The sequence below is a fragment of the Kordiimonas sp. genome, assembly GCF_048264555.1.
In the GTDB taxonomy this organism is placed as follows: Bacteria; Pseudomonadota; Alphaproteobacteria; order Sphingomonadales; family Kordiimonadaceae; genus Kordiimonas.
Window position 1 is genome coordinate 245,679 of sequence record NZ_JBLXCX010000001.1, and the last position, 19,761, is coordinate 265,439.

Consider the following 19,761-nt stretch of genomic DNA (forward strand, 5'->3'; position numbering starts at 1 on the left):
CAGACTTTCTACCGAGGCAAACACGTGACGGCAGTGAACCTGAGACAGGGCCCTTTTGTTCTGCTTGATGACAGCAGACCCCCGCATCTGGCGGGGCGGTCACTCCTGTTTCATAGCCCACGGGAAATTGTCACCGCGCATACCTTTGATGAGGTGGGCTCGGCCCTTGAGCGCATTGATGCCCTGCAGCAGGAAGGCCTGCACCTGGCAGGTTGGACCGCATATGAATGTGCCGCATATTTTGAGCCTCGCCTGAGAGAGGTGATTACGACCACGGCACATGAGCCGCTTGTGTGGATGATGGCAACAGAGCACCGACTTGAGCTTACCCCCCATGAACTGACGGATATATTTTTGCAGGCGCGGCGAGGGAACGGGCGGGCCTCAAACCTCAGCTTCGGCACGAGCCGCGAGACCCGCGACAGCTACGGCGAGGCGCTAGCGCGCATCCATAACTATATTGAAGCGGGTGATGTCTATCAGATCAATCATACGTTCGAGCTGCCAGCCACGCTCGACGGTGATTTTCTCGCGCTCTATGAAGACCTCAGGCGAAACCAACCCGTGCCCTATGGGGCGTTGATCGACACCGGTGACTGGCGGGTTTTGTCCCTATCGCCTGAACTGTTTGTGGAGCGCAAAGGGCGCACACTGATGTCCCGCCCCATGAAGGGCACGGCCCCGCGTGGGCGCACCAACGACGAGGATGCCACGCAAGCAAACTTCCTGCGCACCGACGCCAAATCCCGCGCGGAAAACCTGATGATTGTTGACCTGATCCGGAATGACCTCAGCCGGGTTGCCCTGCCCGCCAGTGTGGACGTGCCCGCGCTTTTTGAGGTGGAGCGCTACCCGACCCTGCACCAGATGACATCTACTGTAACCGCTGAAACCAAGGATGATCTGACACCGTCCCAGTTGCTGGCCGCGCTGTTCCCTTGTGGTTCTGTCACCGGCGCGCCAAAGGTGCGCGCGCTTGAGATTATTAGTGAGCTTGAAAAGTCACCCCGCGGCATCTACTGCGGCGCCATCGGGCACTTCGGCCCCAGGGCGGCAAGCAGGGATGCACACTGGTGTCTCAACGTGCCCATTCGCACCATTGTGCTTGATGATACCGGCAAAGGCCGCATGAACGTGGGAAGCGGTGTGGTTGCAGACAGCAATACGGAAAATGAATATGACGAGTGTCTGCTCAAGGCACGATTCGCCCAGCAGGCAGCCGAAGATTTTTCGCTGATCGAGACCATGAAGCTGGATACATCCGGCAGCTATCATATGCTGGACGCCCACCTGCACAGGCTCAAGGCAAGTGCCGCCTACTTTAATTTCCATGTGGATGACGAAGGCCTCAATGAGGCACTCAAAGACCATGCTGCTGCCTTTGAAGCCCATGATCTACCCCGCAGGGTGCGGGTGCTGTCGGGGCCGCGCGGCTCGGTTTCCGTCACCAGCACGCCTTTGCCTGTTGCTCTGCCCGAGCCACTGCAGGTGTGCCTGGCCAAGGAACGTGTTTCTTCCCGAGATGCTTTTCTCGCGCACAAGACCACGAACCGCCGCCAGTATGACGGTGCCTATGCGCGGGCCTTTCAGGCAGGATACGCCGACATACTATTTTTCAACGAACGTGATGAGCTAACGGAAGGCGCTATCAGCACCGTATTTGTTGTGTGTGACGGGCACTGGTATACCCCGCCCCTCGAGGCTGGTGTACTGCCCGGCATCTTACGTTCGGCCCTGCTCGGCGATAGCGATCACAAAATTGAAGTCCGTCCAATTTCAAGAGCCATGCTTCTGTCGGCCCAGACTATATATATCGGCAATAGCGTGCGCGGTCTGCGCGAGGTCACGCTGGACCCACTAGAGATTTAGGAGAGCACTATGCGCCTTGCCCGCCTTCAACTTGACTATGCCCCCGTGCCCGCCTTCGTATATGAGGGGAAATACCTGCCTGTCTCAAACATTCTGGCTGAAGCTTCGGGCAGCATCGGCGCGCTGGTCTCTCGCACGGATTGGGCTAACCTCGCACAAGCCGCACAAAACGCCAGCGGGTGGCAGCCTTTGGAAGGCGTATCGTTCCTGCCAGCGTGCGACCCAACCAGCCGCATCTTCTGTGTTGGGAAAAACTACGCCGACCACGCCCGGGAAATGGGCATGACCACACCAGGTGGGCCCGCAGCACCAGATATTTTTGTGCGCTTCCCGCAAAGTTTTGTCGGCCACGGCGGCACAGTTGAATATCCCAAAAGCGAATCCACTTTCGACTATGAAGGCGAACTGGCCGTGGTGATCGGCAAAGCCGGGCGTGCCATTTCGCGTGAAGCCGCAAAGGACCATGTATTTGGCCTGACATGCGCGAACGACGGCTCACTGCGCAGGCTACAGAAACGTACCAGCCAGTTCACGCTTGGTAAAAACTTTGATCGCTCAGGCGCGCTGGGGCCCACGATCACACCGCTCACGCAACTACCGGCGTCACTCAAGCTCGATCTGCGGACCAGCGTGAACGGCGCGGCAAAGCAAAACGGCAACACGGCCGACATGATCTTCGATATCGAAACCGTCATTGCCACCATCAGCGCCATGACAGAACTTCAGCCCGGTGACATTATCCTGACAGGCACACCATCAGGCGTGGGGGCTGGACGTACACCACCTGAGTTCCTGAACCATGGTGACAGAATTGATATCGAGATCGAAGGCCTCGAGTCGCTCAGCGTCACAGTCGCCGCCGTGGACGTTTTGCCGCAATAGGCCCAATAGCCGCCCAAATAACGCCTCACTTTTAGCCAAGCATTAACTCGTTCTTTAGAACTGTGAGCTAGGATAGTTGCAGTCATGAATCGCCTGTTATTGGGGAATTCACAGGATCTCGTGGCAGCTCGCTAGGTAAGTTTGAGGTGTATGAGTATGAGTCCAATATCAGCAAGTTCAGCCGCAGTGCCAACTGCGGATTTTGAGGACAGCAATATTTCTGAAGACTGTCGCGCCCTTGCCCGTCGTCTTTCAGGCCACATGGGTTTGGAGCATGCGCTGCAAATCAGCAATGAGAATCAGTGGCACGGTGTCGTAGCGGCACTTCGGGAAATGCAGCGTAAAAAATAACGCGTTTTCCTCATCGAATATAAACTTAGGTTTATTTCCAATCTTTTGCATTCTGCTGGATGCAAATCACAACCCTTACTGGCGATGCACCTCTAAACATTTGACTTTTTTCGATAAAAGTTATATTATCACATATACAAAACTGCCATCATTTCCCACAGCGAAAGCAGTAAAATTATATGTTGACCCCCCTTCAGAGACGAAAAGTGAAATTTTTGCTTGGAATCACAGAAGATTCTTGGATGATAGGCACCGAGCCGGACCGCTCATCTCATTCCGGGGTCGAGGTGCGCAAGTACATCAATCACGGAACTAATGATAAAAATCGTCCTCCCGCCTCCCCGAGGAGGGACATGTGATGGCGAGATACAAAAGAGATAACGCGGAATTAATCCGTGAGGTGGTCGGCACAATTGGGAGAGGTACGGGAAAGCCTTTTGAAACGACATTCAGTCAGACCGAACGATTTCGCTTCGGGTTCTGTTGTATGTTGGCTTGCTCCCAATTTTATAGGGTAAAGGTTTTGAGGCCAGCGGATAAACCATCCAACGGCACATCATCTTTGCAAGGTTTAATCCGCTGCAGGATTTTCTCGTCAGAGAGTTTCTTGCGGCTTTGTTAAAACCCATGTGGGCAGAAAATGGATAAGGCTAAAGTGAAACGGATAGCTGTCTCGACGGCTGCGGTTGCCTCGGTCCTTCTCGGCGCAACTCTTGCCAACGCACAAGATGCACGCCTGAAGTCGATCGTAGAAGAGGTCAACCAGGCCAATCAAATCGCACAGGAATCTCAGCAACGCATTGATAAAACTGCTGATGCCACTTCCAAACTTTTTGGTGAATATAGAACGGTCCTTAAGACCAACGCGGGCCTGGAGGCATACAATGCCCAACAGCGCCGCGTGATCACCAAACAGTTAGAAGAGATCGAGAAAATCAAAAACTCAATCGGTCAGATCGACGAAATTAAACGTCAGATCACACCGTTGATGCTTGATATGATCTCGAACCTCGAAGAGTTCGTCAACGCAGACGTGCCTTTCCAAAAAGAAGAGCGCCTCGCTCGCATCGAGTCCCTTCGTGACGCGATGGACGATCCAAACGTAAGCGACCCAGAGCGCTTCCGTGTTGTGCTTGAAGCTTACAAAGCTGAAACACAGTACGGTCGTACGGTGAACTCATATGAAGCCAACCTTGATGATGGCCGTAGCGTGAACTTCGCTCGTATCGGTCGTGTTGGTTTCTATTATCAGACCAAAGACGGCAAAGAGAGCGCGGCTTGGGACAAGTCAACCGGCAGCTGGAAACAGCTTGACGCCGAGTTTGCTACTCCGGTGAAACAGATGATCCGGATGGCACGTCGCCAGGTTCCTTATGACATCGTCGTTCTTCCGATCCAGGCGCCGAAAGGTAAGTAATAATGAAAAAGATTCTGACATCTGCTGCTGTCCTGGTCTTTGGTGCAACTGTTGCCGTCCAGGCTCAAACCGCCGATCTCGGTTCCCTTCTCAATAAAGTACGTGAAGGTAGCGTAACCGAATCTGCAGAACATAAACGTCGTGAAGCTGAGTTCCAGGCACGCAAAGACCAACAGCAAACGCTGCTGGCCGAAGCACGCCGCGAACAAGAGCGCCTTGAGCGCGAATCAGCGCGTCTCGAAGAGACACGTCGTACAAACGAAGAAGAAATTGCTCGTCAGCTTGAAATCCAGCGTGACCGTCTTGGTCAGTTGCAAGAGCTGTTCGGTGTTCTTCAGCAAGCTGCTGGTGACGCGAAAGCGGTTATCAAAGGCTCGCACGTAACGATCGACAACCCAGACCGTATGGCTGAGATCGACAATCTCGTTGCTAAAGCTGCTGACAGCGCCGAGCTGCCAACGCTTGACGAAATTCGTTCATGGCCTGCTCAAATGATCATTGAATCTATCGGTTCAGGTGAAGTTGTTACCTTCGATCATGAAGTACGCATGGTTGACGGCACAACAGACGTTGTTCCTCTGACACGCGTTGGTGACTTCGCGCTGATGAGCGGCGACAAATTCTTTATCCTGAAGGAAGACGGCTCTGTTGAAGAACTGCAGCGTCAGCCTTCAAGCCGCTTTACCGACACTGTTTCTTCGTTCACGGGTGCCTCCTCCGGCATGCCAGGCGTTGCAATTGACCCAACACGTGGTCAGCTGTTGAACCTGGAAGTTGAGAAGCCAACCCTTGAAGAGCGTATCGCACAAGGTAAAGAAATTGGTTACATCACGCTTGCACTTGGTGCGGTTGGTGTTCTGATGGCTGTACTTCAGTGGCTGTACCTCATGGTTGTTAAAGGCAAGGTTCGCCGGCAGATCCAGTCTGACACTGTCAGCACTGATAACCCGCTGGGCCGTGTTCTCGCTGTTTACGACAACAACAAAAACGTTGATGTTGAAACACTTGAGCTCAAGCTTGACGAAGCCATCCTTAAGGAAACGCCTGCCCTTGAGCGCTTCCTGGTACTGATCAAACTGATCTCCGCTGTGGCTCCACTGTTCGGTCTTCTTGGTACAGTGACCGGTATGATCGAAACCTTCCAGGCTATCACCCTCTTCGGTGCTGGTGACCCGACCATGATGGCATCCGGTATTTCCGCTGCCCTTATGACGACGGTTGAAGGTCTCGTTGTTGCTATCCCGACTCTGCTGCTGCATGCCTTTGTTGCCGGTGCTTCCAAGTCCGTGATCCACGTACTTGAAGAGCAATCCGCTGGTATCATCGCTGTACACGCAGAGAAGGAGCATGCGAATGCTAGCGCTTAATGAAGCATTCGACGCGATCCGTGCGTTCATGGAGAGGGGCGGCGACGTCCTTCTCATGATCCTCGCGGTCACGTTTATCATGTGGGTGCTAATCGTTGAGCGGCTCTGGTACTTCGCGCTGGAGTACAAAAAGCAAAAGAATCGTGTTGTTGACGCATGGGAATCCCGTGCCGAGCGTCGGTCCTGGTATGCGCATAAAATTCGCATCGCCATGATCTCAGAGGTCCACCACAACCTGAACCAGGGTGTGGGTATGATCAAAACGCTCGTGGCTCTTTGCCCTCTTATCGGGCTTATGGGTACGGTTACCGGCATGATCGAGGTTTTCGATGTCATGGGTTCGCAGGGGACGTCAAACGCCCGTGCCATGGCAGCAGGTGTATCAAAAGCAACAATCCCGACAATGGCGGGCATGGTTGCGGCGCTCTCGGGCGTATTCCTGAGCACCTATATCGAACGCCGTGCTAAGCGCGAATCAGAGCGTCTCGAAGATAGCCTGACGACTGATCACTAGACCAGGAACTGGAGTTTAACCAATGCGTAAATTCGCAAAGGCAGAAGAAGAAGCTGAAGTCAACATGACCCCGATGCTCGACATCGTGTTCATCATGCTGATCTTCTTCATCGTAACTGCCACCTTTACCAAGGAATCTGGTCTGGAAATCAACAAACCGGAGGATAACAATACCCAAAACGATCCTCCGCCACCGGATGACGACAAGCGTGCCATCGCTTTCATTATCGATAACAACAACCGTATCAGTCACGATTTCCGTACGATTGATATCTCGTCTGTTGCTTCGATAATCAAGAAAGAGAGCGTGGAACGCCCGGAAGCACCGGTTGTTATTCAGGCTGCCGAAGGGGCTTTCACAGGGAATGTCATTCGTATTTATGACAATGCCCTCGAGATTGGTATCCCGCGGGAAAAGATCGTCGTAACGCCCAAGAAGAAATAAAGCCGGTGGGGGCTAGCCCCCGCCTCAAGGGCCGCCCTTCGGGGCGTAGTGGAGAAAACAATGCGAGACCACGCACAAAACCAAGAAGAGGAAGCTGAAATCAACATGACGCCGATGCTCGACATCGTGTTCATCATGTTGATCTTCTTCATCGTTACCGCGGTCTTCGTGAAGGAAGCCGGGGTCGACGTCGTGAAACCGAACGCCGAGACTGCTCTTGCCCAAAAGCAAGTCAGCATTCTTGTCGCGGTGACGCCAAACGACGAGATCCATATCAACAGGAATGAGGTGGCTCTCGACAGCGTCCGTACGACGATCGAGAAACTACACGCCGAAAACCCGAAAGGGACTGTTGCTATCCAGGCTGATATCGAATCGAAGGCCGGTTTGGTGATGAAAGTATACGACGCCATACGCGACGCAGGCGTTGAAAAAATTGCCATAGCAGCGGAGAGACAATAATGATTACACGTGTAATTTCGTCGCTCATTGCCGCATCTGGCGTTACCTTTGGCTTGTTTTTCCTCATGCAAAGCCTGGTTTCCTTCAATGACGAAGTAGACCTGAATGAGGACAAGCAGCTGCGTTTCATCGATGTTGTGGAAGATATTGACGATCAACCACCACAGCGCATGGAGCGTAAAGTCGAAAAGCCGCCAGAGGTGGAAGCACCTCCGCCTGAGATGGAAACACCTCAGGTGGAAATCGACGGTCCTAACAAGATGAACCTTTCTATCGGCCGCGCCAATTCCGGTTCGGGTGTAGACCTCGGTTCCATCGATCTGGGTCCAAGCCAGGATGGTGACTATCTGCCGCTGGTACGGGTTCAGCCTCAGTACCCACGCCGTGCACAGGAACGTGGCATTGAGGGTTATGTGATCGTAGAGCTAACGGTGAATGAAGACGGTACTGTACCGCCTGAAAGCATCCTCATCCTTGAAGCTGAGCCGAAAGGTTATTTTGAACGCGCTGCAACAAAAGCTGCAGAGAAGTTCAAATACAAGCCCAAGGTCGTTAACGGCAAACCTCAGAAGGTGACCGGTGTTAAATACCGCTTCTCCTTCGACCTTGCAGACTAATTGGGGGACAGGAGACCATCATGAACATGATCGAAACCATCAAGTCCCTTCCTATGGCCTTGGCAACTGCTGCGATCCTCGCGGCCCTGCCAATGCCTGAGGGCGCCTCTCTTGGGGGGAAAGCATTCGCGCAAGAGAATGAGGAATCATCCTACGCTTCACGGGCCAAAACCCGTAAAGTGCCTGCTATGAGCGTGGATATTCACAAGAAGATCCAGAAAGCTCAGGAAGCAATGGACCTCAAGGAGTATGTGGAAGCCAAAGATATCCTCACGGAGACTCTTGAGAGCAAACGCATCAACGACTATGAGCGTGCTGTTGCCTGGCAGCTCCGGGCGATGATTTCCTATGAGGAGGACGACACCGCAGGCACGATCCGTGCTTACGAGCAAATCCTTCAATATTCGGAAAGCATTCCGGAAGCACTTGAGCTGAACATCATCTATGGCCTCGCTCAGCTGTATTACAGCGAAGAGAACTACCAGAAAGCCATCGAATATGTGAAGCTTTGGGAGCCTCGGGCTGAAGTTATCAGTGTTAACCACCTCGTGTTCATCGCACAGGTTTATTACACACTGACCAACTTTGAGCAGTCGCTTGCCTATATCTACCGCGCAATTTCCGATGCTCAGGCTGTGGATACAGTCGAAGTTAAGGAAGCCTGGTACGGCATGGCTCTCTCCGCACACTGGGAACTTGGTCAATATACCAAGGTTCGCGATGTGCTTGAGATCCTGCTCATCAACTGGCCGAAGCCACAATACTGGATTCAGCTGGCGGGTGTTTATCAGGAACTTGGCGATGAGAAGACGTCTTATTCACTGACCGAAGCGGCCTACAAGCAAGGTTTCCTTGATGACAAGCCTCTTCAACTGGTGAACGTTGCTCAGATCCAGCTTGCGCGCGGTGCGCCAATCAAATGTGCGTGGGTTCTTGAGAAGGCCTTCAAGGAAGACCGTATCGAGAAAACCGCACAGAACTACCGCACTCTCGGCCAATGTTACCTGATGGCAACTGAGTATGAGCGTGCGCTGAAGCCACTGACTGCAGCAGCGAAAAGCGAAGCAGACGGTGACCTCTGGTTCCAGATTGGCCAAGTGCAGATGCAGTTGACCCACTATGCGGATGCTATCAACAGCTTTGATAATGTTGTTGATGCCTTCAAAAACACCAAGGACCCTAAAGACGCTGACAAGCGCCTGACCTCGGTGATGCAGAAAGGCCAGGCCCTTACAGAGATGAAGCGCTTCAAAGAAGCTCATGAAGCTTTCGATACGGCTAACCGCATGGCGTCAGACCGTAAAGACAAGCGCATGATCACTCAGTGGCGCAACTACCTGAAAGCAGAGCAAGCCCGCGAGGAAATGCTCAAAGGCTAAGACCTGATGCGATAAAGAGTTCAAACGGCGTCCTTTCGGGGCGCCGTTTTTGTTTATGCACCTGTCACTTTGCACCTATCGCAACAATAAAAAGTTATATTATAACTTTTTATTAATACCCTCTCATGATAATGTTATGTAGTAACAATTCAGGAGGGTATGATGACATCATATGCTAGGGTGTTTCCGATACTGACCGGTGCAATGCTGAGCACATTCTCGCTCTTCTTCCTCATGCAGGCGCTCGTGAAAAACGACGGTTTAAACCTCATCGATGAAGGGCCAAGCTTCAAGTTCATCGATATTCTTGAAGAGACAACAACCATCCCCGTGCGTGAGGTAGACCGCCTGCCCCCGCCGCCCGAACCGGTCGAGGTCCCACCAACAGAGATTATTCGCACACCGCCCGGTGGCGGCCTTGAGATTGACCTCCGTGCCCGCCCACAGGGGCCTATTCAGGCGACAAACGACCGGAAAATCCAGCTCGGTTTTTCCGATGGCGAGCGCCTGCCGCTTGTACGTGTGCAACCACAATACCCGCGCCGCGCGCTTGAGCGTGGTATCGAGGGCTCTGTGGTCGTTGAATTCACCGTTACAGAGGACGGCACCGTGGCAGACGCACACGTCATTGAAGCCACACCAGAGGGCTATTTTGAGCGCGCCGCACTGACGGCTATCTCAAAGTTTAAATACAAACCCACTGTGGTGGACGGCAAGGCCTATGCCTCAAAGGGAGTGCGTTTCCGTATGGCTTTTGAACTCGCCGGCGGAGAATAGGAGGTACGTGATGAAACAAATTCGCTCAAAACTTCATGCTCGAACAAACGTGGACATGACCCCAATGCTCGACATTGTTTTCATCATGCTGATCTTCTTCATCGTAACAGCCAGCTTTGTAAGAGAGACCGGCATTCAGCCCAACGTAGCCCAAGGCAAGGGGGTGAAATCCCCGCTTGAACCCATCGCGTTCCGGATCGATTCCGACAGTCGCCTCTTCTATGCAGGCCGCCTCATCGATCCATGGCTGGTGGAACCTATCGTCAAAGGGGAAAGCGTGCTGCGCCCTAAAGCACCGGTGCTAATTTCGATGAACCCGTCAGCACGGACCGGGGCCTTTGTCAGGCTGCACGACGAGGCACGCAAAGCAGGCATGCCAAGTGAAAGGATTGCGGTTCTGGTTGAGTAATGGGCGTTACGACGGAACCGCGAGGAAAGGGGTGGCCAACCAGCCACCCCTTTTTAGTCTCTAATCCGCAATCGCGCCGTTCACATAGGTGCGCATCTCATTGCGGAGTTCATAGATGCCATTGGGCAAAATATTGGTCATCAGGATCGCCACAATATCGTGCGTGGGGTCGATCCAGAACACGGTGTTGGCCATGCCGCCCCAGAAATATTCACCCGGCTCACCCGTGTTGCCAAACTTGGCGGGGTCCAGCACCACGGCGAAATCAAGGCCAAAGCCAAGGCCCCGTTTGCCGCCAGCAATACCCGGCAGCGCTTCCGGCAACTGGTTTGTCGACATCATGGCAATCGTTTCAGGCTTGAGGATGGTGACACCGTCAAGCGTGCCGCCGTTCGCCACCATCTGGGCGAACCGCCAATAGTCAGTGGTTGTGGAGACAAGGCCACCGCCGCCGGATTTGAACTGAGGATTGATGGAGAAATCCTGCAAAAGCTTGTTTTTTGACGCCACCAGCTTTTTGTTTTCATCCAGTTCATAGATGCCCACGAAGCGGTCGAGTTTATCACCCGGCACATAAAACCCGGTGTCTGTCATCCCAAGCGGACTGAAGATACGCTCTTGCAGGAACTCATCAAACGGTTGGCCCGAAAGCACCTCAACCAGATAGCCCTGAACCTCGACCGACAGGGAATAAACCCAGGCCGCACCGGGCTGGTACAAAAGCGGCTGTTCAGCAAGCCGCGGTACCCATTCCGCCATTGGTTGATCAACCCCGATCAACTGGCTTTTCAGATAGCTTTTGTCGACCGGTGTGTTCCCGAATACGCCGTAGGTTAAGCCGGAGGTATGCCGCATCAGGTCACGGATAGTGATGTCACGCGCCGCAGGTTCTGTAACCAGCGTGCCGTCTTCAGCTTCTGATTTGAAAACACGGGCGTCGGCAAAACCCGGTATGTATTTTGAAACCGGATCATCCAGCGCAAACTTGCCTTCTTCATAAAGCATCATCAACGCAACACCGGTGATAGGCTTGGTCATGGAATAGATACGGAAGATCGCATCCTCCCGCATCGGCTGACCGCTTTCGGTATCAAGCGCACCATAGGTTTGAAAATCCACCACCTGGCCTTTGCGTGCCACCAGTGTTGTCAAGCCAGCCAACCGGCCATCGTCCACATAAGCCTGAAAATGCGCTTTCATTTCAGCCAGTTTTTCTGCGGAAAGACCAGCCTCAGCCGGTGCCGCTTTTGGCAGATCAGCCGCAAAAACAGCAAACGGCGCCAACGCTATGAGAACAAGCGATACTAGGTATTTATTCATGGTGACATCCTCCCTCCCTGAGAAGATAGCCCAAGGCTTTCACAAGGCAACAAGGTGTCGGACAAAACTGCGTGCCTCATCGCTCACGCCGCAAGATAGCGTTTACTTTGCCCTAACCATGTTTGTTTAGAATAAATCTGGAACCCTTATAGGGGGATGACATACACTGACCTTGTATTGGGGGTCATAGACCGAGAATTCTATGAACCGTTCGCGCGCGCTGCTCAAAACCTTAAAATGGCCCATCAGGGCCATCTGGTGCAGCTTGGCGATGCTCTTACCCAGCCCTACCCTGTTTGCGGATGTCATCGTTGTAGATTCGTTCAAACACGACCTCAGCATACAAATCGCAGGCGGCATCAGTAGAAGCTGCCCGGCGTGTGGCACCATCAAATATATGGACATGCACCGTGACCCCGCCGTCGGGGTCGAGATCATCAAGGACCTGCGGGCGAGAAAAGCGAACGGCACACTGGAGCTGGTTATCGCGCTCGGGCCGCAAGCCGCGACGCTGATTGCAGAAGGGCTGCCCGATACCCCGACCCTCTACTCGGTTCATGATGAACCCGATAGTGAGTTGATCAAAAATACCCGCTTCACTTTCTTCGACCCAAGGCCGCCACTGTCGCTCCAGCTTGAGGTGTTGGCCGCGCTTAAACCCGACATCAAAACCGTTGGCATCATCGCCCGGCGAGAAACACTGGAGCCAATTCGCGAGAATCTTGTCAGCGCTGCACAGTCACAGCATATCAACCTCCGTGTCTATTATGTAGAGGAACCACAGGATGTGAGCGCAGGCCTCAGGCAGGCGATCTCGGAATCGGACGGCCTGATCTTCCTGCGCGACCGTATGGTGCTCAACAGCGATACTGTCCGCTATATTCTGCGCCTGACCCTTGAGAACAGGATACCTACCTTCGCCTATTCTTCATCTCTTGTGGACATGGGCATGACGGTAACCTTGCGCGCAGACCCGTTGAAACTGGGTGGCCGTATTGGAGAAGCTTCTCAGGCACGGTTGACCGGCAGCGCACCAGACCCAGCCTCAGGTGATGACATCTTCATTCTGGAGATCAACAAACGCACCCTGCGCCATATACCGGGCGCTGCGGCACCAAGCGGAAGGGAGGTTGTGTTTAAATGACCCGTCCTGACCAACCGATAGTCAACCGCGCCGAGAGGCGCCCTGGTTTTATCGACCGGCTCAGCCTCAGAACACGTGCCATCGCCTTTCTTGTCCTGCTGGTGGGTGCGGTTGGCGGCATGATGGCAATGATTTTTATTGGTACCGCCAGCCAGCTGATGACGGCTGACCTCGAAAAACGCGGGCGCGTTGTCGCCGCAGGTATTGCAGAAAACGTCAAACTTGGTCTTCTGGTTGCGGACGAGGACCTCCTCAAAGCAGCACTCGCGCCCTACCTCCTGGACCCTGACATTGTGCATATTGATGTGGTCGCATCAGACGGCACCACGCTCATCAGCCTACCAGAAGATATCGGCCCTCTCGAGATGACAGACACACTGCTCGAAGAAACCTTCAGAACCGGCAACGTTGTTATCAGGCACTTGTCTGATGCAGAGGCAAGCTCGGCAAATATGCCCGGTTATCATATCGGCGCGCCAGTGGTTCGCAACGTCATCGAGGAAACAGGCTTTGACGAAACCCCAACCTTCAACAAGGAAGAGAACACCGTGGGGGCAGATATCATCGGCATGGTGCGGCTTGGGTTTTCAACCGCCCGCGTGCATGACCAGATAGACACCCTTGTCAGCCGGGCGGGGCTGGTGGCGGCCTTTCTGGCCATCGTTGGTCTTGCTGTTGCCTCCATCCTCCTGAGGGCATGGATACGCCCTCTTGATGCGCTCACCCGGATTGCGCGTAAAATCCACACCAGCGGGCTTGATGACGCCATGGAAAGCGAAGACCTTTCCGCCATTGCGGCCGCAAGCGCCACCCAGAACTCAAGCGAGTTAACCACGCTGCAGATCGCGTTCCTCGATATGCTGGAAGAACTCAAGCTGCATGATAGCCAACAGGCGGAACAGAAGGACCGGCTGGAACAGATGGTGGTTGAACGCACCATGGAGCTTACTTTTGCCAAGGAAGAAGCCGAGGCCGCCAACATCGCCAAGTCCAAATTCCTGGCCTCCATGAGCCATGAACTGCGGACACCGCTCAACGCTGTGATCGGCTTCTCGGAAATGCTCAAGGGGGAAATTGCCGTCACACCTGAGCAGGAGGAGGAATATCTCACCTACATCTGCGACAGCGGTAAACACCTGCTTGAAATTATCAACGACATTCTGGACCTCTCGAAACTGGAAGCTGGTCGGTTTGAACTGCAGATACGGGAAGCCTTGCTTGATGAAGTGGTGGCCGCCGCGGCTGCTCTCAGCCAGCCCATTATTGAGCGCAAGAACCTGCGTTTCAGCCTCGATTGCCCACCCCTTCAAATCCGCACAGATACCCGCATCCTCAAACAGGTGATCATCAATCTTGTCTCAAACGCGGTGAAATTCACCCCGGCAGACGGCGATGTATCCGTGAGCGCAACTGAATGCGGTGACAGCTATTGCCTGACGGTCGCCGATACAGGCATCGGCATGAGCGACGCTGAAATTGATGTGGCGATGCAGCCTTTCGCGCAAGTCAGCGATCATATGTATATCCGCCAAACGGAAGGCTCAGGCACCGGCCTTGGTCTACCGCTTGTTGAACATTTTGTCTTGCTGATGAAGGGCGATATGAAGATTGAATCTGAGAAAGGCAAGGGCACCAAGATACATCTTACTTTGCCCAAATTTCCCGAGCCTGTTGAGCCTCACAAAGCCGACGATGATTTCAACTATATCTAATTTTACATGGAAACCGGCAACTTGGGCCGCTCAGCCAAACGCTGAGAACTCAGCAGCCTATATAGATCAGAGAGACGGGTCGGTTTACCGAGAAACCCTGTAAACCCGCTTCTTTTATAAAGTTGCACGTCATCCTGGGTCACGTTGGCTGTCAGCGCAACAATAGGGATATCCGGGTTAAACTTGCGAATTTCCCGTGTCGCTGTAACCCCGTCCACCTCCGGCATCTGAATATCCATAAAGACCATATCAAAACTGCATTCCCGCATCTTCGAGATAGCTTCAGCCCCATTGGTCGCGCGCACAATCGTGCACCCTGTTGGCCGCATCATCTTGCTGAACAGAACCGAATTCAGATCCACATCTTCGGCGTGCAGAACCATCCTTCCGGAAAGGTCCGGCACTTCCGATGCTGCCGTCGCACCTTTCACCTTCGGTGCCTCACAGGGAGCAAGCGGCAAACAAATACGAAAGAGCGCACCCTCGCCTTTTTTACTGAAAAGTTTGATGGTGCCGCCCATGAGCTCAATCAAGCTTTTCACGATCGACAAGCCAAGACCTGTGCCCCCAAACCGCCGGTTGATAGAAGCGTCTGCCTGCACAAAAGAGCTGAACACTCTGCGCTGTTCTTCCGCGCTGATGCCGATACCCGTATCAGAAACCACAAATTCAAGCATGGGGTGCGCGCCCTGGTGTCGAGAGGCGGCGCGCAGGCGCACCGTGCCTTCTTCTGTGAATTTGACAGCGTTGCTAACCAGATTCATCAGGATTTGACCAATCCTAATCTCGTCTCCGACCCAGAATTGATGCAATCCTTCTTCAAGAACCAGCTCAAACTTCACCCTTTTACCGTTCAGGCTCGTGCGCGCATTGCGCTCGACATATTTAAGGATATTGTCGAGGTTAAAGGGCGCTTTCTCAAGGGTGAGCTGTTGCGCCTCGATTTTGGAAAAATCGAGAATATCGCTGATGACATGCATCAGGTTATCCGCAGAAGTTTTTGCCGCCTCAAGCAAATCTTTCTGCGCGTCAGAGAGCTGTTCCTGATCAAGGAGCTGAATGACCCCGATCATGCCGTTCATGGGTGTGCGTATCTCATGCGACATATGAGCCAGAAATTTCGATTTCTCCCGGCTGGCTTCCTCTGCCTCCCGCTTTGCGCACAGCAGCTCTTTTTCATAAGCTTCCTGTCTCTGGAGAAATCTGACAGCAAAAATAAACGCCAGAAACATGCCGGTCAGGAAGACGGCTCGTATAAAGTGCCTGCTGACCATAAAGGGGGCGTTGGCTGCCAGTTGCCAGCTACCGTATGGTAATTTGAGAGTGGACAAGCTCGCCTCGCCCTGCACGAACAAGTTCTCGTCGCCATAGATCATGTCGCCTGCACTGCCGAGCGCGTCTTTCCCACGGATCGCAAGCTCAACATCCGGCATTTCCGCATGCACATCGTTCAGAAGCGCATCCACATCAAGCACCACGGACACAACCCCCCACAGCTCACCATTGTCGGCCCGGAAAACCGGTTGGCGCGCAATGATGCCCTGCCCGCCCTGTACAAGGGTAAGCGGCCCGGCAAGCACAGTGGTATTTTCATCAATCGCCCGCTGCACCATTTCAAACTGTTGTGCATTTGTGCGGAAGTTGAGCCCAACCGCTTTTTCGTTCCCTTCGAGCGGATACATGTGTGTGATCACCAGATCCCGCGCAGCACCCATATTTTTAATCTGGTTTTTTTGGGTCAGCAGGTCACGTGCGAACGCTTCATACCGGGCTTGGTCAAGCTCCGGCTCAACTGAGATATAAGACTTGAGGCTGGCCGTTAACGCCAAATTCTGGATGAGCTTTTCTTCGAGAACCGCCCGGTATTCCGACACCAGATCGGTTGAGCGTGCGTGATGTTCCTGCGCCTGCGCCTGCAGAAGCCAATAAAAGAGGCTCACCCCCACAATCAGGAAGAGGGCTGCGGTTACGAGGATACGCTGTTTATACTTCTCTGGCATACTCACCACTACTTTTACCCCCGTACAGGCCCTTTATAGGGGATATCGGTTAAGCAGCGGTTAAAAAGAAACACGCGCCAACAGGAGTTAGCGCGTGCGTTGTTCATGTGGCGTAAGGGCTAGGCCGCCGCTTTATAGTCCACACCTTCGGTCGTCAGTGCCTTCTGGAAGGATGGCAGCGCAGACACATCTGAAAGCATGCGGCGCACATTCGCACCAAGCGGAATATCAACCGTGAAGAAGCCGCCCCAGTTCGCATAGACCGTCAGCAGGATATCGGCGATGCCAAGCTTGTCACCCGTCACAAAACGGGTTTTGACAAGCTGTTCATCAACCAGCGCCCACAGCTTGCCTGCGGCTTGCGCTGCCGCTTCAAAAGCCTTGTCTTGCGCTGCATCACCATCCAGCGCGCGCATAATGAAAAAGAGCTTGCTGTAAGCCGGGTGCACCGTGGCGTTCGCGAACATCAGCCACTGAAGCGCGTTCGCCCGCTCAGGTGTGCCTGCCTCAGGCAACAGCGCGCTGCCGTGCTTCTCAACAAGGTAAAGCACAATCGCCGCCCCTTCGCGGATCAGCGTGTCCCCGTCCCTCAGCACAGGCACTGCGCCCAGCGGGTTGATGGCGGCGAAATCAACATCGTTTTTATTGATAAGCTCAAACGGCTGGCCAAGTTCAATAAGCAGGGTGTGGATCGCAAGCGAGCATGCGCCCGGTGAATAATAGAGCTGATACATATCTGTCTCCTCTTTCGTCATCGTGGGTTAGTTGGTTGTGGTTCTCGTGAAAATCTGGTCGATACCGCCAACAAGCGCCGCCATCACATCGGCCGCACGGCGGTGTTCAAGAAGCGGTGCCCCCTGCCCTGCGTAGAAGGACGCAAGCTCTGGCTTGCCCTGCGCGAGCGCGGTTTTCTTAAGCGGCGTGGTGAACCATGCCTGCACGGGAAACGGCAGGAAGGCGTTTGCACCCTCCACATCCGCCACAAAGCGGTTGGGCAGGAAACGCGCGAGTCGACCCGTATACGCGCGGGAAAGCACGGTGTCATCCGCGGCGGAGCCGAAAATCAGGTCACGGTGCTGGTCTGTGGTGTTTGATTCCGCGCACGCAAGGAAGGCCGTGCCAAGCTGGACTGCATCGGCCCCCAAGGTCAGCGCCGCAGCCACGCCGCGCGCATCCGCGATGCCACCCGCCGCCACAACAGGGATACTCACCGCATCCCGCACCTGCGGCACCAGCGGCAGCGTGCCCACGAGGCTCGTCTCCGCCGATTTAAGGAAAGATGGCCGGTGGCCGCCCGCTTCAAAACCTGTGGCCAGCACAATGTCTACGCCTGCGGCCTCAAGCGCTTTCGCTTCAGCCACGGTGGTTGCGGCGCCAAGGGTTTTAATGCCCGCTGCACGGCACCGGCTGAGCACATCCGCACTCGGGATACCAAACACAAAACTGAAAACGTCCGGCCGGGCTTCAATCAGCGCCTCAACCTGCTCTTCATAATGCTCAACATGGTCATGAGGCATACCGGGGGCCTGCATGCCAAGCTCGTCATAATAGGGCTGGAAGAACTCAACCGCCTGCCGGTATCCGGCTTCATCAAGCCCCTCACCGCCTTCATCAACCACTGATATCCAGAGGTTGAGGGCAAAGGGTTTATCGGTCTTTTGGCGGATCTCTTCTGTGACACGCAATATCTCATCGCCGCGCAGGTTATGCGCCCCAAAAGAGCCAAGACCGCCCGCGTTTGATACCGCCGCCACAAGGTCTGTTGACGAAAAGCCGCCACCAAAGGGCCCCTGAACGATGGGATGCTGGATACCAACAGCCTCAGTGAAACGTGTTTTCTGCCACATGGGGCCTGTCCTCCTTCCGCAAATGAACAAACTTTACGAATGAAGATAACCAAGGCATATTAAGTTTCAAGAAGTAACCAGGTATTTATAAGTTACCATACGGTAAGTAGGTCACCACGCCGTAACCTTATGTAAATATTACAGTTTTATTGAACCAAGAGAGAGGCGCATGATCACACGCAGGAAAAGTAAGGTCTCCCCACCGCCCTATGAATGCCCGCTCAACAGTTGCCTGTCGATTATTGGTGGCGCCTGGACTCCCAACATCATCTGGCAACTGAGCGAAGGGCCGCGCCGCTTTAGCGAGTTGAAGGACGACATCCCCGGTGTATCCGCCAAAATGCTCACCACCCGGCTCAAGAAGCTTGAGGCCGACGGTGTGGTCAGGCGGAAGGTGATGTCTACCTCCCCGCCCACGGTGGAGTATTCGCTCACTGACCTCGGGGCCGAGCTTCAGCCCGCGATCGCTGCGATTGTAAGCGTCGGCCATCGCCTGAAAGAACGTAGGCAAGGTAAAAGCTGCTAAGCCCCTACACATTCCCGCCCCAATCCCCACATAAAGTCTGCAACCAATTTACATAAATGCGACCAGATGGGGGAACATCATGAGCGCGACAGCGAAGTTTTGGAACCGCATGGCCAAGGGCTATGCGAAGTCATCCATTGCCGATCAGGCATCCTATGAGCACAAACTGGAGCTTACCCGCAGCTATTTCACGCCGGAGACGGAAGTAGTTGAGATCGCCTGCGGTACCGGCAGCACAGCGCTTTTGCATGCGCCACACGTGAAACATATTCTCGCCACTGATATCTCTGAAAACATGCTCGCGATCGCACGCGAGAAGGCGGCCACACAAAACATCCCGAATGTGACGTTTGAATGCACACCGCTTGAGGACCTGACCGTGCCGGACGGCAGTGTGGATATGGTGATGGCGCATTCTATCCTGCACCTGCTGCCCAAACCCGAAGCCGCTATCGCCCACGCGCACAGAATGCTCAAGCCCGGCGGGCTCTTTGTCTCCAGCACCGTATGCCTTCAGGACGGCCTTGGTTTCTTCAAATATATCCTGCCCATCGCGCGTGCTGTTGGCTATGCACCGCCGCACGTGGGTTTCATGAAAGGAACAGAGCTTGCGGCCATGATCGAGCAGGCAGGCTTCAGCCTTGAACATAACTGGCGCCCCGGCCCCAAGAAGGCTGTGTTCATCATCGCCCGGAAAGTTTGAGAGAAATGGTGCCCCCGGTC

20 protein-coding genes are annotated in these 19,761 nt (G+C 54.0%); 16 read left to right on the top strand and 4 right to left on the bottom strand.

What is annotated here, in order from left to right; translation table 11 throughout:
• Positions 1–33 precede the first annotated feature (33 nt).
• From pabB to ACN0XZ_RS01160, 12 genes are all read left to right on the top strand, one after another.
• Entirely contained in the window at positions 34–1,869 is a 1,836-nt protein-coding gene (gene pabB, locus ACN0XZ_RS01105; RefSeq protein WP_417455860.1) for an aminodeoxychorismate synthase component I, read from the top strand.
• Positions 1,870–1,878: 9 nt separating this feature from the next.
• Positions 1,879–2,751, top strand: a complete 873-nt coding sequence (locus tag ACN0XZ_RS01110; RefSeq protein ID WP_417455861.1) for a fumarylacetoacetate hydrolase family protein — start codon at positions 1,879–1,881, stop codon at positions 2,749–2,751.
• Positions 2,752–2,907: 156 nt separating this feature from the next.
• Positions 2,908–3,102, top strand: coding sequence for a hypothetical protein (locus tag ACN0XZ_RS01115; RefSeq protein ID WP_417455862.1), 195 nt, complete (start codon positions 2,908–2,910; stop codon positions 3,100–3,102).
• A gap of 640 nt (positions 3,103–3,742) precedes the next feature.
• Positions 3,743–4,519, top strand: coding sequence for a DUF3450 domain-containing protein (locus ACN0XZ_RS01120; protein ID WP_417455863.1), 777 nt, complete (start codon positions 3,743–3,745; stop codon positions 4,517–4,519).
• Positions 4,520–4,521: 2 nt separating this feature from the next.
• Positions 4,522–5,886, top strand: a complete 1,365-nt coding sequence (locus tag ACN0XZ_RS01125) for a MotA/TolQ/ExbB proton channel family protein (protein ID WP_417455864.1) — start codon at positions 4,522–4,524, stop codon at positions 5,884–5,886.
• Positions 5,873–6,400, top strand: coding sequence for a MotA/TolQ/ExbB proton channel family protein (locus ACN0XZ_RS01130; RefSeq protein ID WP_417455865.1), 528 nt, complete (start codon positions 5,873–5,875; stop codon positions 6,398–6,400). The genes ACN0XZ_RS01125 and ACN0XZ_RS01130 overlap by 14 nt, the downstream gene beginning before the upstream one ends.
• 22 nt (positions 6,401–6,422) lie before the next feature.
• Positions 6,423–6,845 carry an ExbD/TolR family protein gene (locus tag ACN0XZ_RS01135; RefSeq protein ID WP_417455866.1) on the top strand — a complete coding sequence of 141 codons (423 nt, stop codon included), beginning with the start codon at positions 6,423–6,425 and terminating at the stop codon, positions 6,843–6,845.
• Positions 6,846–6,905: 60 nt separating this feature from the next.
• On the top strand, positions 6,906–7,307 hold the full coding sequence (locus tag ACN0XZ_RS01140; protein ID WP_417455867.1) for an ExbD/TolR family protein: 402 nt from the start codon (positions 6,906–6,908) through the stop codon (positions 7,305–7,307).
• On the top strand, positions 7,307–7,924 hold the full coding sequence (locus tag ACN0XZ_RS01145; protein WP_417455868.1) for an energy transducer TonB: 618 nt from the start codon (positions 7,307–7,309) through the stop codon (positions 7,922–7,924). Before ACN0XZ_RS01140 ends, ACN0XZ_RS01145 begins: the two co-directional genes overlap by 1 nt.
• 20 nt (positions 7,925–7,944) lie before the next feature.
• Entirely contained in the window at positions 7,945–9,303 is a 1,359-nt protein-coding gene (locus tag ACN0XZ_RS01150) for a tetratricopeptide repeat protein (protein ID WP_417455869.1), read from the top strand.
• Between the two features lie 162 nt (positions 9,304–9,465).
• A complete protein-coding gene (locus ACN0XZ_RS01155) occupies positions 9,466–10,080 on the top strand; it encodes an energy transducer TonB (protein ID WP_417455870.1) in 615 nt (204 codons plus the stop codon).
• 10 nt (positions 10,081–10,090) lie between these two features.
• Positions 10,091–10,489: an ExbD/TolR family protein gene (locus ACN0XZ_RS01160; protein WP_417455871.1), complete on the top strand. Its 399-nt coding sequence runs from the start codon at positions 10,091–10,093 to the stop codon at positions 10,487–10,489.
• A gap of 60 nt (positions 10,490–10,549) precedes the next feature.
• Here ACN0XZ_RS01160 and ACN0XZ_RS01165 read toward each other — a convergent pair whose 3' ends face one another.
• Positions 10,550–11,809, bottom strand: coding sequence for a serine hydrolase domain-containing protein (locus tag ACN0XZ_RS01165; RefSeq protein ID WP_417455872.1), 1,260 nt, complete (start codon positions 11,807–11,809; stop codon positions 10,550–10,552).
• 202 nt (positions 11,810–12,011) lie between these two features.
• Between ACN0XZ_RS01165 and ACN0XZ_RS01170 the strand changes: the two genes are divergently transcribed.
• Both ACN0XZ_RS01170 and ACN0XZ_RS01175 read left to right on the top strand, forming a co-directional pair.
• Positions 12,012–12,953 carry an ABC transporter substrate-binding protein gene (locus ACN0XZ_RS01170; protein ID WP_417455873.1) on the top strand — a complete coding sequence of 314 codons (942 nt, stop codon included), beginning with the start codon at positions 12,012–12,014 and terminating at the stop codon, positions 12,951–12,953.
• Positions 12,950–14,665 (top strand): sensor histidine kinase, encoded by a 1,716-nt coding sequence (locus ACN0XZ_RS01175; RefSeq protein WP_417455874.1) that lies wholly within the window; start codon positions 12,950–12,952, stop codon positions 14,663–14,665. Before ACN0XZ_RS01170 ends, ACN0XZ_RS01175 begins: the two co-directional genes overlap by 4 nt.
• Positions 14,666–14,667: 2 nt before the next feature.
• On the opposite strand, the gene ACN0XZ_RS01180 is transcribed toward ACN0XZ_RS01175, so the two are convergent.
• From ACN0XZ_RS01180 to ACN0XZ_RS01190, 3 genes are all read right to left on the bottom strand, one after another.
• The gene (locus ACN0XZ_RS01180; RefSeq protein WP_417455875.1) at positions 14,668–16,665 is read right to left on the bottom strand and encodes an ATP-binding protein; all 1,998 of its coding nucleotides are present in this window, start codon (positions 16,663–16,665) and stop codon (positions 14,668–14,670) included.
• 119 nt (positions 16,666–16,784) lie between these two features.
• A complete protein-coding gene (locus tag ACN0XZ_RS01185; protein ID WP_417455876.1) occupies positions 16,785–17,399 on the bottom strand; it encodes a glutathione S-transferase family protein in 615 nt (204 codons plus the stop codon).
• A gap of 27 nt (positions 17,400–17,426) precedes the next feature.
• Positions 17,427–18,512 (bottom strand): NAD(P)H-dependent flavin oxidoreductase, encoded by a 1,086-nt coding sequence (locus ACN0XZ_RS01190; RefSeq protein ID WP_417455877.1) that lies wholly within the window; start codon positions 18,510–18,512, stop codon positions 17,427–17,429.
• Between the two features lie 169 nt (positions 18,513–18,681).
• Here ACN0XZ_RS01190 and ACN0XZ_RS01195 point away from each other — a divergent pair, with 169 nt between their 5' ends.
• Both ACN0XZ_RS01195 and ACN0XZ_RS01200 read left to right on the top strand, forming a co-directional pair.
• Positions 18,682–19,038 (top strand): winged helix-turn-helix transcriptional regulator, encoded by a 357-nt coding sequence (locus tag ACN0XZ_RS01195; RefSeq protein ID WP_417455878.1) that lies wholly within the window; start codon positions 18,682–18,684, stop codon positions 19,036–19,038.
• Positions 19,039–19,117: 79 nt separating this feature from the next.
• Positions 19,118–19,741, top strand: coding sequence for a class I SAM-dependent methyltransferase (locus tag ACN0XZ_RS01200; RefSeq protein WP_417455879.1), 624 nt, complete (start codon positions 19,118–19,120; stop codon positions 19,739–19,741).
• The last annotated feature ends 20 nt before the right edge of the window (positions 19,742–19,761 follow it).

What these genes read in the sequence shown, in the direction of transcription:
- ACN0XZ_RS01110 (WP_417455861.1), top strand. Translation starts at nt 1,879, where the DNA reads ATGCGCCTTGCCCGCCTTCAACTTGACTATGCCCCCGTGCCCGCCTTC.
- ACN0XZ_RS01115 (WP_417455862.1), top strand. Translation starts at nt 2,908, where the DNA reads ATGAGTCCAATATCAGCAAGTTCAGCCGCAGTGCCAACTGCGGATTTT.
- ACN0XZ_RS01120 (WP_417455863.1), top strand. Translation starts at nt 3,743, where the DNA reads ATGGATAAGGCTAAAGTGAAACGGATAGCTGTCTCGACGGCTGCGGTT.
- ACN0XZ_RS01125 (WP_417455864.1), top strand. Translation starts at nt 4,522, where the DNA reads ATGAAAAAGATTCTGACATCTGCTGCTGTCCTGGTCTTTGGTGCAACT.
- ACN0XZ_RS01130 (WP_417455865.1), top strand. Translation starts at nt 5,873, where the DNA reads ATGCTAGCGCTTAATGAAGCATTCGACGCGATCCGTGCGTTCATGGAG.
- ACN0XZ_RS01135 (WP_417455866.1), top strand. Translation starts at nt 6,423, where the DNA reads ATGCGTAAATTCGCAAAGGCAGAAGAAGAAGCTGAAGTCAACATGACC.
- ACN0XZ_RS01140 (WP_417455867.1), top strand. Translation starts at nt 6,906, where the DNA reads ATGCGAGACCACGCACAAAACCAAGAAGAGGAAGCTGAAATCAACATG.
- ACN0XZ_RS01145 (WP_417455868.1), top strand. Translation starts at nt 7,307, where the DNA reads ATGATTACACGTGTAATTTCGTCGCTCATTGCCGCATCTGGCGTTACC.
- ACN0XZ_RS01150 (WP_417455869.1), top strand. Translation starts at nt 7,945, where the DNA reads ATGAACATGATCGAAACCATCAAGTCCCTTCCTATGGCCTTGGCAACT.
- ACN0XZ_RS01155 (WP_417455870.1), top strand. Translation starts at nt 9,466, where the DNA reads ATGACATCATATGCTAGGGTGTTTCCGATACTGACCGGTGCAATGCTG.
- ACN0XZ_RS01160 (WP_417455871.1), top strand. Translation starts at nt 10,091, where the DNA reads ATGAAACAAATTCGCTCAAAACTTCATGCTCGAACAAACGTGGACATG.
- ACN0XZ_RS01165 (WP_417455872.1), bottom strand. Translation starts at nt 11,809, where the DNA reads ATGAATAAATACCTAGTATCGCTTGTTCTCATAGCGTTGGCGCCGTTT.
- ACN0XZ_RS01170 (WP_417455873.1), top strand. Translation starts at nt 12,012, where the DNA reads ATGAACCGTTCGCGCGCGCTGCTCAAAACCTTAAAATGGCCCATCAGG.
- ACN0XZ_RS01175 (WP_417455874.1), top strand. Translation starts at nt 12,950, where the DNA reads ATGACCCGTCCTGACCAACCGATAGTCAACCGCGCCGAGAGGCGCCCT.
- ACN0XZ_RS01180 (WP_417455875.1), bottom strand. Translation starts at nt 16,665, where the DNA reads ATGCCAGAGAAGTATAAACAGCGTATCCTCGTAACCGCAGCCCTCTTC.
- ACN0XZ_RS01185 (WP_417455876.1), bottom strand. Translation starts at nt 17,399, where the DNA reads ATGTATCAGCTCTATTATTCACCGGGCGCATGCTCGCTTGCGATCCAC.
- ACN0XZ_RS01190 (WP_417455877.1), bottom strand. Translation starts at nt 18,512, where the DNA reads ATGTGGCAGAAAACACGTTTCACTGAGGCTGTTGGTATCCAGCATCCC.
- ACN0XZ_RS01195 (WP_417455878.1), top strand. Translation starts at nt 18,682, where the DNA reads ATGATCACACGCAGGAAAAGTAAGGTCTCCCCACCGCCCTATGAATGC.
- ACN0XZ_RS01200 (WP_417455879.1), top strand. Translation starts at nt 19,118, where the DNA reads ATGAGCGCGACAGCGAAGTTTTGGAACCGCATGGCCAAGGGCTATGCG.